Here is a 12,370-nt window from a genome sequence, read left to right as displayed (position 1 = left end):
TCTACTCCATATCAACAATTGCACGCGACAATGCCCAATCTAACCGCCGTCGGTAGTGTCCATCACGGCGCATGCCTTTGAATGCTGTTAAGAAAACATCATGGGTTTTCTCGCGGATTGTTGTTAAACGCGCATTAAGCACATCTATATCCACGCGCCACGGCATGCCGATTTTCGTTATGGAACGGCAGTGGACACGGATCGGATAATCTTTCAGTTCTTCTGGTGGACAAAAACGGATAGACGCAGAAACGGTGTTATCAATGGCGATGAGTCCGAGATTCCCCTCTGGATCGTTGAATACAATCTCACGATTGGAGGAAGGCAGTGGCAAGTGTCTGCGGAGTTCGCTCATAGTGCCAAGAAACTGATTGTTGCGCCATATCCTTACATCTGATGTCGCGTCCGGTGCAAACAGTGCGAGACCCACAGGGTGTTCAGTGTCTTCAAACATAACTGAAACCCCCCTGCCCCCCTTATCAGGGGGGTAATTGGTCTTATCTTGCGTTTGTGGGACTAAAGAGATGAAATCGTGCAGCCGTTTCAGGAAAAGACCGCTCCGAATAAACGCCTCTGGGATGATCGCTGCGACCCACCCACAATGCGTCAGGCACTGCTCAAGTGCGTATTTGTAGAGATCATCGTAGGAAGTCGCTTCTGGAAAAGGTAAACCGCGGCGCGTTGCGGAATTCCGCGCCAACCACGGTGGATTGGTAATGCAAACGTTAAATCCTTTAGGAAAGTCGGCGAGGGTGTCACGTTGTGCAATCCGCTCTGCTCCGGGTTGAATGTCGAAAAATGCCCAACCCCGGCATTGCAGGTTTGCTGCATCAATCAATTGTGGAATGTCTTTCGCACCTGCGAACGGCTCTAAAGTTATCTGTTGTGCTAAATCAGACGCTTTTGCCCACGTCTGGAAGGGTTCCAACAGGAACGGGTTCCCACGTGTATAATAGCGTCCACTCGCTCGTTTTTCGTCCATTTTTTAGTGTTCTTCTAAGTAGGTAGGTCTGTTTTCTTCTGTCCAAGGGAATGCTAACACACTGTTTGATTAATATAAGTCCATTCACCCTAAAAGTCAAGTGGAATTTTCGCCGATTCGGACAAACAAAATTGACAACAGTCCCCAAATTTGGTATTATACCTGCAATACAAACTTCTGACCTACGCAAAGAAACGAGGACGCGCCGATGCCAATTACGGATGCAATGCCGGAACTCAAGCGAACACTACAGTTTTTTCCGGTTAAAAACGAGAATCCATCAACGTTAACACGCGCCCAAATCGCACACTTCAATGAAAACGGGTTTATCTCACCCTTAGATGTTTTTTCGGAAGCGGAGATCGCCGAACACCGTGCCTATTTTGATCAACTTATGGAAAAGGCACTGGCAGCAGGGATGAATAGCTACTCCATCAACGGATGGCACACCACTTGTACCGGTCTCCACGACCTTGTTACGGAAAAAAGAATCTTGGATTATGTGCAAGATCTCCTTGGTGAAACGCTAATCTGTTGGGGGACACACTACTTCTGCAAGCTGCCGGGGGATGTGAAACAGGTGAGTTGGCATCAGGATGCCTCCTATTGGCCCCTCTCTCCAAGTAAGACTGTCACCGTATGGCTCGCTATTGACGATGCCGAGGTTGAAAACGGTGCGATGACTGTTATTCCGAAGTCTCATCTGCATGGGCAGATTGCATTTGAACGCAGTGCCGCTGAGGAAAAGAATGTGCTGGGTCAGACAGTACATGGAGCGACACAATATGGAGACGCACCCCATCCATTTGAAATGAAAGCCGGACAGATGTCGTTGCATTCGGATCTGCTGTTGCACGGTTCTGAACCGAACACATCAGATCGGCGGCGTTGTGGGTTGACGATGCGGTTCGTGCCGCCTGAAGTCCACGCAGCAAATGATTGGAACCAACGCGCGATTGTCGCCAGAGGCAAAGATCCAAATGGGCATTGGGTTCATAACCCCCGTCCAACGGAAGATAAAATTCCAGAACGGTAACGCAGTTTTTTGAAGGGATCCTCCAACTTATGTTTCCACGACGACTTATTTACGCCGCCATCGCGATTAGTAGTGCCGCAGCTTTTGTGTTGTTCGGTTACGAGTTTATCCGTTCCGTATCCTCTTCCCTGTTCATTGATGCCTATGGTGCAGAAAATCTTTCGCGTGGCATGGTCGCGATCCCACCGAGTATGATCGTGATGCTGTACTGCTACGGTCGTCTCCTATCGCGGCAGGGGGCGTCGCGGGCTTTGGCGATAACCTCACTCTTTTCTGCTATTTTGATTCTCGCTTGTTACGCAGCACTTGTCCGTGGCATGCATTTTGCTGCGGCGGTTATCTATGTGTTCCGTGAAGCCTACATCGTGATTGTCATTGAGCAGTTTTGGTCGTTTGTCAATAGTGTACTGACAACCGAACAAGCAAAGCGAATTAACGGACCTTTCTGTGCCGTTGCGTCCATGGGTTCATTTGCCGGTGGTAAACTTGTAAGCAGATGGGCAGAGGTGTTAGGATCTGAGACTTTACTCCTTTTCACAGCGGCATCCCTCGTTCCCACAGCGGTGTTCGGTGTGATCGCTTATCGGTTCGGTGGTGAGCCAAAACCGAGTGAAGAAGAGGCGGGTGGGAAGCTTGGGCATCTCGGCATAGGCACGCTCTTTCGTTCCAGATACCTACTTTTTATCGGCATATTGATCTTAAGCACGCAAGTCGTCTCCACTGTCCTTGATCTCCGTTTCAATGGATTGGCGGAAACGCAGATACCGGATAAAGACATGCGAACGGCGTTTTTCGGTGATGTCTATGGAAACCTCGGACTGATCGCTGGTATTTTGCAGTTGGTGGTTGTGCCGTTGGCACTCAGATTTGTCGCGCTCCGCATTATTCATGTAAGTGTCCCGGTGGTTCACCTCGTCAGTAGTCTGGTGCTGACGATTTCTCCATCGCTTCGGAGCGGGACAGCGGCATACATGATTTTTAAAGCCTTAGATTATTCGATTTTCCGGGCAGCGAAAGAGTTGTTCTATATGCCGCTCTCTTATGATTCTCGCTATCGCGCGAAACAGATCAATGATTCGTTTGGATATCGGTTCGGGAAGGGTGGTAGTGCGGGCGTGATTGAGTTAGTGCGGTTGGGTATACAGACGATTCCGGGCATCGCGTTCTCAATTACGGCGATGGTGGCAGCGATAGTGTGGACACCAATCGCTTTCAATTTGACGCGGGCGTATCAGAAGTTAGTGAATACAGAGGATACCTAAATTTTACACAAATTCTGCCCGCTAAAAAGCCTTGAATTTCGCCAACACGTTATGTATAATTGACATAAGTTTTATATTCTCACTGCGCGGAGGTCCCAAATGAACACAGCCCCACAGAACATATTAGAGGCGTTCAACCAACTTCCTGAGATTGAAAAACACGCCCTTGCCTCTGAAATCATAAAGCGCATGGCTATGCTGGATATCCCACCTTTAACAGATGAGGCACTCGCGGAAATCGCTGATGCGCTGTTCCTTGAGCATGATAAAACGGAGGCAGAGGATGCCGAAGCAAAAGCGAGGAGAAGTTTGGCTGGTTGATCTCGGCATGGTAGCAAAAGTTAGACCTTGTCTCGTTATCAGCACACCTGCCCTTGTTCGAGATCGCGCGCTTGTCACTGTTGTGACACATACAACAAGCACACGCGATTCAAGGTTTGAAATCCGTATAAAAACAAAATTTCTGGAGACCGGTGCTTTCGATACACAAAGTCTGATCACTGTTTCGGAGGCGAAGCTTTTAAGAAAGTTAGGAGACCTCCTGCCTGACCAGTTATCCGCTGTTGAGAAAGCAGTGCGCCAATGGTTGGAACTTTAGCCTTCATGTTTCGTTCCATAAGTACCTCCCTTGAAACCTGTTCTATATTTCATAACGGACGAGCTTCCGTGCTGCATCAGTGATCTGCTCCGCGTTCGGAATAACGAAATTCTCCATCACGGGTGCGAAAGGAACAGGCACCGGCATCGCTGCGACCCGCTCAATCGGTGCATCAAGGTAATCAAACGCCTCACGGACCACAAGTGCTGCGATCTCCGCACCGAACCCTGCCCGACCAACCGCTTCGTGTGCAATGAGCAGCCGATTCGTTTTCCGGACAGAGTCAAGGATGCTGTCTTTATCAAGTGGCATCAGCGTTCGCGGATCAATAATTTCGGCAGAGATACCTTCGTCAGCGAGTGTATCTGCAGCAATAAGCGCGTTCAGGACCATCCGTGATGTTGCGAGAATCGTGATGTCCTCACCTTCGCGTTTGACATCCGCTACGCCCAACGGAATCGTGTACTCTTCCTCAGGAATCTCCCCCTCTTCTGTGTAGAGGAGTTTGTGCTCAATGAACATGATCGGGTTGTCGTCTCGGATGGCTGTTTTCAGTAACCCTTTTGCGTCGTAGGGTGTAGAGGGCATCACGACCAGCAGCCCTGGGATATGCACGAACCAGGCTTCAAGGCTCTGTGCGTGCTGTGCTGCAGAGGATCGACCCGCACCGCCCTGCGTCCGAATCACGAGGGGTACATCTAACTGTCCGCCGACCATATAACGAATCTTCGCGACCTGGTTCACGATCTGGTCCATCCCGACCGCAGTGAAATCAATGTACATCAGTTCGGCAACCGGACGCATCCCTGTAACCGCTGCGCCGAGTGCAGTGCCGATAATAGCGGCTTCGGAGATCGGCGTGTTTCGGATGCGATCCTTCCCGAAGTCTTTGAACAATCCGTCCGTCACTTTATAGGCACCGCCGTATTCGGCGATGTCCTCGCCCATCAGAAAGACCGCGTCGTCGCGTTCCATCTCCTCTGCCAACGCTTCCTTGAGCGCGTCGCGATACGTAATCGTCTTCATTCATGCTCCTTGTCTTTTCCGTAGCGTGCTTGATAAAAATAAAAAATAATTGAGCAATCCCCTAACAGTCCCCGGTGCGGTTAGAAACCGCACCTACCGGATCCGGGGTAAATTTTTAAAGCGCGTTCTCTGCCTTCAGCCATTCAAGCGTCTGCGCAAATGCTGCGACCGTTTTCGTAATATCTTCTTCCGTGTGCGCTGCTGTTGTCATCCCACCGTTGCTGGCAAGATCAATACCGTTCAGCAACAGACCGCACCGGAGACGCTCCTGCATATCCGGATCGCTATTGCCTTTTAGTTTCCGATAATCCCATGTGTATGGATCGAAATCGGAGGCACGGACATCTTTTTCACCGTGCCCGATGAGCAGTCTAATCCCCGAAAATTCGCCGTAAACCACCCAGTCGAGTTTGTAATCGTCAATAATGCTGTTCAATTCCGTGCGAAGTCGGTCTGCCGTCCGATGTGCCTGCTTATGCGGTTCACCTGTCTTGACGATATTGAGCATAGCGATCCCCGCGGCAGCAGAGAGCGGATTCGCGTTAAAAGTGCCAGGGTGCGGCATCTTCAAGCCGTCGCTTTCCGATTTCATTGAAATGAGTTCGAGAATCTCGGTTTTGCCGACGAGCGCGCCGCCAGGGAGTCCACCTGCCAAAATTTTTGCGAGGGTTGTCATATCCGGTGTAACGTTGTAATGCGCTTGCGCACCGCCGGGTGCGACCCGGAACCCTGTGATAACCTCGTCGAAAATCAATAAAACACCGTACGCTTCTGTCAACTCACGTAGCTGCTTCAAAAACGTCCCATTCGTCGGGACAATGCCGAAAGAGGCACCCGTCGGTTCAAGGATCACACAGGCGATGTCTTTGTCTGTTTTCAATAAGGTTTCGACAGCATCAATATCGTTCGGTGGAGATAATAGCGTTGTCCCTTTCACGTCTTGTGGAATGCCTGGAACGCTCATATCGAAAGGCGGATACGCGCCTAAGATGAGACTGTCATGCCAACCGTGAAAATGTCCGGTGAATTTCAGCACTTTATTTTTCCCTGTATAAGTGCGAGCGAGGCGGATCGCCATCAGTGTCGCCTCCGTACCGGAACTGACAAACCGGACGCGCTCCGCTGACGGGACCAGCTGCGTTACGAGCGAACCCCATTCCAGTTCCAACGGATGACAGGCACCGTAATGTGTACCTCGGTGCATCTGCGTCGTTACCGCTTCCACAACTTCTGGCGGATTATGTCCGAGGAGCAACGCCCCGTGTCCTGCCCAGTAGTCAATGAATTCCTTATCATCAAGTCCCGATTTTTTCGATCCACCGGCACGGGTAACGTAAATCGGAAAAGGGGTCATATAGCGTCCGTCGTGCGTCACACCATCTGGAAACAGGTGGTTTGCAGCCTGCGACATTTCTCTATCTTTCGCAAAAGTTTTTTGATAACGTTCTAAAATGGTGTGCATTTTTTTCCCTCGTTATTGCGGTATTTGTGAATAAGTATAGCATATTTCCGTTTTATTTGCTTTTTAATTTTACCTTTTGACATTTCGTTCAAGACGTAGTATAATTTTCACCACACTTTATCGCTAAGGAGCGTTTCATGAAACAGATAGAAGACGGGATTACCGCTGTTTCGGGTGTCCGAGCAGCGGGTGTTCATGCCGGTATAAAAGCCGCGGAAGCGAAAGACGTGGCACTCATCGTCACCGATACGCCAGCGACAGCTGCCGGAGTTTTCACAAAGAACAGCGTTACCGCCGCGCCTGTCATCGTCTGCCGCGAGCATCTCAAGGCTGGTCAAGCGCAAGCCGTTATTGTCAATAGCGGAAACGCCAACGCTTGTACGGGTGAGGTTGGCATGGCGAACGCACGACGGATGGCATCTACAGCCGCTGAACAACTCGGTATAGACGCTGAACTCGTGCTGGTATCCTCTACGGGTGTTATCGGACAGCAGTTGCCGATGGATAAGATTGAAAACGGGATTCGAGTCGCTGCAAGCGCGCTTAGTCCCGAAGGTGGAAGTGATGCTGCAGAAGCGATTATGACGACGGATACACATCCGAAATCTGTCGCTATAGAAGTGGAAATTGAGGGTGCTCCTGTGAGGATTGGTGGCATTGCGAAAGGTTCCGGTATGATCGCACCAAATATGGCGACAATGCTTTCTTATCTGACAACGGATGCGAAAATCAATGCTGAGACACTCCAAACTGCCCTGAACCGCGTTGTAGATGATACCTATAACCTTTTGACCGTTGACACCGACCGCAGCACCAATGACACAGTGCTGATTCTGGCGACTGGACACGCGGACCATACCGAAATTGTTGCAGTAGACGGAGAAGATTACGAGGCTTTTTGTGACGGACTTCTGTTCGTCTGCACGGAGCTGGTCAAGATGCTCGCCCGCGACGGCGAAGGTGCGACAAAACTCGTCGAGGTGGTCGTTAAGCGCGCAAAAAACCGCGATGACGCTGAGAAAGCGGCACGTGCTGTCGCAGAGTCGCCGCTCGTTAAAACCGCTGTCTTCGCCAACGATGCGAATTGGGGACGTATCATGATGGCGATCGGAAAATCAGGGGCGGAATTTGATCCATATCAGGTGGATGTCTATCTCGCCGATTATCAACTCGTCAAAAACGGAATGGACGCTAGCTACGATGAGGACAAAGCCACTGCCTTGTTCGCCAAGGATCCGGTGCGGATTACGATTGATCTACGTGCCGGTGACGCAACGGTTACAATGTGGACATGTGATTATTCCTACGATTACATCCGAATCAACGCCGATTATCGTACATAGATTGCAGCAAAGCATCAAAAATTTAACAACGATTCAAAGTTTGCTATTTAAATTGAAAATTAATTTGACATTTAAAAGCAAATATATTAAACTATATATGCTTTTGAAGTCGCTGCATCTTTTCTGCGCGAATTGTCAAAATCATGCGGGAGTAGCTCAGTGGTAGAGCTCCACCTTGCCAAGGTGGAGGTCGCGAGTTCAAATCTCGTCTCCCGCTCCATCTTTTGGTGGCGTAGCCAAGTGGTAAGGCCAGGGCCTGCAAAGCTCTTACTCGTCGGTTCGATTCCGACCGCCACCTCCATCACCTCTCTCCAGAGACGGGCGGTTAGCTCAGGTGGCTAGAGCGTTTGCTTGACATGCAAGAGGTCACAGGTTCAAGTCCTGTACCGCCCATCCTTCCAAAATTTTTGTCCCAATTCTTCTGAACTCCTAAAACTGCACCGCTTTGTGCATTTTTTGAACTGATTGCCCTTTTTCGTGCAATTCCAGCCCTGAAATGCCAAACTTATCAACACATTCAGCGTATTGGGTCTTGGCATAGAAATTGCAGCATCTTTCGCAACTAACAGTCAAGCTCAGAGAACTTTGCTACGGTCATTCAGAGGAGGAAAACAGTGCGAACAATTTTTGCCAAATCAACCATTGCTATTGTTATAGTCCTGCTAATTACCGTTATTAATATGGGTTGCAGTTTGCGTGTTCTTGAGCAGCGGCAAAAACCCGTTACACCTGCGAAACCACAAGAAAGCATTTTTATTGTAGTAGACACTACAGATGTGGAAAATCCGACACGCGCGGGTTCCATTCAACTACCCTTTCGCGTCAGTCCAAACAACAATGTCGTCTTTTCAGGGAAGTACGCTTATGTTACGACAGCACAGCACCTGCACATCATTGAACTTTCTGACCCCCAGCATCCAGACTATATGACATCTCTCGCGTTCTCCGATGATATTGGCAAGGCACGCGTATCTGGACATCAGGTTTATGTGGAGAGTCGTTATAGGATTTATGTCGTCGATGTCTCAAATCCGACGCGTCCAGCATTCCAATCTACTGTACGCTTAAATCATAGAAATAAAATCAAAGATTTTGACGTTCATGAATCTTACCTATATGTTATGGATACCGACGACCATCTGCACATCTTTGATTTAGCAGGAGAGAACCCCCAATTCGTTGATGCCGTTGCATTGCCGCAATTCTGGTTTTTAGGGCTTATACCTAAAGGTTCCACAGTAAAACCGATTCAGAGAGCCAAGTCTTGGCAAGTACTACTTGCGTATCAAAATGGCAACTTCCTGGAGTTATGTGGTGGTAGATATGGGAAGATCCGATTTTCAAAGGACTATCTGGTATTTGCTAATTACAGCGGCGCAAATCCGGATATTACGATTGTCTGGCCAAGATCAAACTACGTGCGGCGTGGCGGTATGCTTGAGCACTACGACGTGACGGGAAACTGTCTCGCGTATCTCTACACGGTCAATCTTGGAAAACGTACAGATGTTTATGCCGCTGACGCAGGAAACGTGCTTTTGGTCGCTCAAGACCAATGGAGCCATAAGATATCCGCTGAGGATAAAGTGGGTGCTCTTACAGATTTTCAAATTTCAGGGGATCGGCTTTATGCCTTAAATGCAAAGGGTTTCTTCTCTATTATTGACCTTGTTGAAAGTCACACGGATCGTTTTTTAGCTGTCACAACACTCGGAACATCCCACCCGATGAGTATAGCCGTTAGTGGAAACTACGCTGGCGTACTATGTGATTTGGAATAACAGCGTCCTTTACATAGTAGGGTTTACCATCACTCCAATAAATCCACCGGAAACGCAGCGGTTTTAATCTTACGGATTTTTTAATTGGCATTTCCCACCTATATCATGTAAAATTATTTCGTAAACGATGCAGAAAAAGAGACGTTAAGTCTATTAAGACCAATTTTGAAACCTACACGAATGGACATATAGAGAGTAAACCGCAATGCGTGAACCCAATCAACCTGAAGATTACTTACAACGCTTACGTCATTCGACCGCGCACATTATGGCGTATGCCGTACAACAACTATTTCCAGATGGCGAACAGACTGTAAAACTCGCAATCGGACCGCCGATTGAAAACGAGTTCTATTACGATATGGAGGTGCCGCGTCCGATTACACCCGAAGATTTCCCAGAAATCGAAAAGCACATGAAGGCGATGATTAAAGCCAATGTGCCTTTTGAACAGGAGACCTGGACCTATGATACTGCCCGTACATGGTTCGGTGAACGAGACCAGAAATTCAAACTCGAATTAATCGATGGCATCTCTGATCGGGAAGTTAGCGCGAGCGATGAGGGTGTCGCTGACGAAGGTGTCTCTATCTATCACAACGGTGATTTCACAGATTTATGCAAAGGACCGCACGTTGAAAAAACGAGCGAATGCCGATATTTCAAACTGCTCCGCGTTTCTGGAGCCTATTGGCGCGGTGATAGCAATCGCGAGCAGTTGCAACGCATTTACGGCACCGCATGGGAGACCAAAGCCGACCTTCAGGCATATTTGACACAACGCGAGGAAGCCGCCAAACGCGACCACCGTAAACTCGGACGCGAGCTTGAAATATTTCAGATGCACCCAGAGTCGCCGGGGAGTGCATTTTGGCTTCCGAAAGGCGCACTTATCTATAATCTCTTGTCTGAAAAGGTGCGAAAACTCTATCTCAGCGAAGGGTATCAGGAGGTCCGGACACCGCTCATCTATGACAGCAGCCTCTGGGAAACCTCTGGACATTGGGAACACTATAAAGACGATATGTTTGTCGTTGAAAGCGAAGATGGCGATTCGGTCAGTGCACTCAAACCGATGAACTGTCCGGCGCACATGCTCATTTATAAAAGTGCGCGCCATAGCTACCGTGATCTGCCCTATCGCCTGCACGACCAAGGTGTGCTGCATCGCAACGAAGCCACAGGCACGCTGACTGGCTTATCGCGCGTCCGCCAAATGTGTCAGGATGACGCTCACAACTTCGTCACCGAAGACCAGATCGCCGATGAATATGAACGTATCCTTGGGCTTTTCCAAAGGATTTATGGTACTTTCGATTTGCCCTTCCGATGCGATTTGAGTACACGTAATCCGGAGAAGTTTATGGGGGACGTGGACGTTTGGAATCGCGCGGAGGTGATACTTGAAGATGTGTTGAAGAACAATCAGGTTGAGTATACCGTCGATCCCGGTGAAGCGGCGTTCTACGGTCCGAAACTCGATTTTCAAGTTCGGGATTCACTGAACAGAGATGTGCAGTGTGCCACCGTGCAACTCGATTTCCAACTCCCTGAACGGTTTGATCTGATCTATGTCGCATCCGACGGGTCTGAAAAGCGTCCTGTGGTTATCCACCGTGCGATTTGTGGGAGTTTTGAACGGTTCATTGCGATGCTCATTGAGCATTATGCGGGTGCCTTCCCGACATGGCTCTCTCCGGTGCAATGCGTTGTGATGACGATTAGCCAACGTTTCGTTGACTACGGTAGAGAGGTCGAGCAACTCCTGCTGCAAAAGGGGTGTCGCGTTACGTTGGATAACAGCGATGATAAGATCGGCGCGAAGATCCGTCAAGCCCGTTTGCAACGTGTGCCGTATATGTTAATTATCGGTGGACGTGAGGAGGAGAGTCGCACGGTTAGCGTCCGAAGCCGAGATGAAGGCGACATCGGCGCGATGGCACTTGATACCTTCGTCGACAAAATCGTTCAGGAAGCCGACTTGGATTTCTAACGAGGGTTGTCGGTTGTCAGTTCGGTTTTTCTGCGAAAAACCTTTCAGTTGTCAGAGGAATAGTTGTCAATTGTCAGTTTGCCTCGCAATGAGAGTTGTCAGTTAAAAGAGGCCTCTTAACTGAAAACTGATAACTGACAACTGAAAACTATTAAAAAAGGAGTATTTCTAATGGATAAAATTTTGACAGTCAAGTCTATCGTTTATAGGCTTACAATTTGTGCCTTCCTCATCGGAATAATAGTTTTTAGCGGTTGTAGTTCCTCTAAACAAGTTACCCGTGTTGCTGCCGACACCACAATAGACTTGTCCGGACGTTGGAATGACACAGATTCTCGCATGGTTGCTAATAAAATTATTGGCGATTGCTTGAATCATCCATGGATAAACGATCACGGTATAAATACCGGTGGGAAACCGGTTGTGATTGTGGGCGGCATTCGCAATAAAAGCATGGAACATATCCCTGTCGCTACATTTATAACCGATATTGAGCGTGCCTTCATTAATTCGGGGAAGGTCCGCACTGTATCAAGTTCGAGTGAACGTAGCGAGATTCGCGAAGAACGCGCCGACCAAGGAGAATTCGCTGCACTCGAAACCGTTAAACGGATGGGGCGCGAACTCGGTGCCGATTACATGATGACAGGTGAAATTAACACCATTGAGGACCGCGAGGGCGGCGATCAGGTCGTCTTCTATCAGACAGATCTCACCTTGACAAATATTGAGACCAACGAGAAGATCTGGATCGGTCAGGAAAAGATTAAAAAGTTTATTGGACGAAGCAAGTTTAAAATGTAGGACGTTCGCGACACTTCTGTTTGGCGGCCCCTACGCCTGATTTGTTGATCCTATTTGTTTGGGCAGGTCCCGTGCCTGCCCAC

At 48.9% G+C, this 12,370-nt stretch carries 11 protein-coding genes and 3 tRNA genes; 11 read left to right on the top strand and 3 right to left on the bottom strand.

Annotated elements, in window-relative coordinates; all coding sequences use genetic code 11:
• Position 1 precedes the first annotated feature (1 nt).
• Positions 2–982 (bottom strand): hypothetical protein, encoded by a 981-nt coding sequence (locus OXH00_04240; GenBank protein ID MCY3740208.1) that lies wholly within the window; start codon positions 980–982, stop codon positions 2–4.
• A gap of 208 nt (positions 983–1,190) precedes the next feature.
• Here OXH00_04240 and OXH00_04235 point away from each other — a divergent pair, with 208 nt between their 5' ends.
• The 4 genes from OXH00_04235 to OXH00_04220 all read left to right on the top strand — a co-directional run bounded on the left by OXH00_04235 (position 1,191) and on the right by OXH00_04220 (position 3,878).
• Positions 1,191–2,018 carry a phytanoyl-CoA dioxygenase family protein gene (locus tag OXH00_04235; protein MCY3740207.1) on the top strand — a complete coding sequence of 276 codons (828 nt, stop codon included), beginning with the start codon at positions 1,191–1,193 and terminating at the stop codon, positions 2,016–2,018.
• Positions 2,019–2,047: 29 nt separating this feature from the next.
• Positions 2,048–3,280: an Npt1/Npt2 family nucleotide transporter gene (locus tag OXH00_04230; protein MCY3740206.1), complete on the top strand. Its 1,233-nt coding sequence runs from the start codon at positions 2,048–2,050 to the stop codon at positions 3,278–3,280.
• Between the two features lie 99 nt (positions 3,281–3,379).
• A complete protein-coding gene (locus OXH00_04225) occupies positions 3,380–3,601 on the top strand; it encodes a hypothetical protein (protein ID MCY3740205.1) in 222 nt (73 codons plus the stop codon).
• Entirely contained in the window at positions 3,564–3,878 is a 315-nt protein-coding gene (locus tag OXH00_04220; GenBank protein ID MCY3740204.1) for a type II toxin-antitoxin system PemK/MazF family toxin, read from the top strand. The genes OXH00_04225 and OXH00_04220 overlap by 38 nt, the downstream gene beginning before the upstream one ends.
• 42 nt (positions 3,879–3,920) lie before the next feature.
• On the opposite strand, the gene OXH00_04215 is transcribed toward OXH00_04220, so the two are convergent.
• On the bottom strand, positions 3,921–4,904 hold the full coding sequence (locus OXH00_04215) for an alpha-ketoacid dehydrogenase subunit beta (GenBank protein ID MCY3740203.1): 984 nt from the start codon (positions 4,902–4,904) through the stop codon (positions 3,921–3,923).
• Between the two features lie 115 nt (positions 4,905–5,019).
• Positions 5,020–6,366: an aspartate aminotransferase family protein gene (locus OXH00_04210; GenBank protein ID MCY3740202.1), complete on the bottom strand. Its 1,347-nt coding sequence runs from the start codon at positions 6,364–6,366 to the stop codon at positions 5,020–5,022.
• A gap of 137 nt (positions 6,367–6,503) precedes the next feature.
• On the opposite strand from OXH00_04210, the gene argJ reads away from it, so the two are divergent.
• The 7 genes from argJ (at position 6,504) to OXH00_04175 (ending at position 12,287) form a co-directional block, all read left to right on the top strand.
• Complete coding sequence (argJ, locus tag OXH00_04205) at positions 6,504–7,709, top strand: bifunctional glutamate N-acetyltransferase/amino-acid acetyltransferase ArgJ (GenBank protein MCY3740201.1); 1,206 nt, start codon at positions 6,504–6,506, stop codon at positions 7,707–7,709.
• Between the two features lie 145 nt (positions 7,710–7,854).
• Positions 7,855–7,929 (top strand) — tRNA-Gly (locus OXH00_04200).
• 6 nt (positions 7,930–7,935) lie between these two features.
• Positions 7,936–8,010: transfer RNA gene (locus OXH00_04195), tRNA-Cys, on the top strand.
• A gap of 18 nt (positions 8,011–8,028) precedes the next feature.
• Positions 8,029–8,102: transfer RNA gene (locus OXH00_04190), tRNA-Val, on the top strand.
• 221 nt (positions 8,103–8,323) lie between these two features.
• Positions 8,324–9,490: a hypothetical protein gene (locus OXH00_04185; GenBank protein ID MCY3740200.1), complete on the top strand. Its 1,167-nt coding sequence runs from the start codon at positions 8,324–8,326 to the stop codon at positions 9,488–9,490.
• A gap of 205 nt (positions 9,491–9,695) precedes the next feature.
• Positions 9,696–11,483 carry a threonine--tRNA ligase gene (gene thrS, locus OXH00_04180; GenBank protein MCY3740199.1) on the top strand — a complete coding sequence of 596 codons (1,788 nt, stop codon included), beginning with the start codon at positions 9,696–9,698 and terminating at the stop codon, positions 11,481–11,483.
• Positions 11,484–11,654: 171 nt separating this feature from the next.
• A complete protein-coding gene (locus tag OXH00_04175; protein ID MCY3740198.1) occupies positions 11,655–12,287 on the top strand; it encodes a penicillin-binding protein activator LpoB in 633 nt (210 codons plus the stop codon).
• Positions 12,288–12,370 lie beyond the last annotated feature (83 nt).

The sequence above is a fragment of the Candidatus Poribacteria bacterium genome (genome assembly GCA_026706025.1).
Taxonomy (GTDB): domain Bacteria; phylum Poribacteria; class WGA-4E; order WGA-4E; family WGA-3G; genus WGA-3G.
Note: the sequence above shows the minus strand (reverse complement) of the source record. Positions and strands in the feature narration are given on the sequence as shown.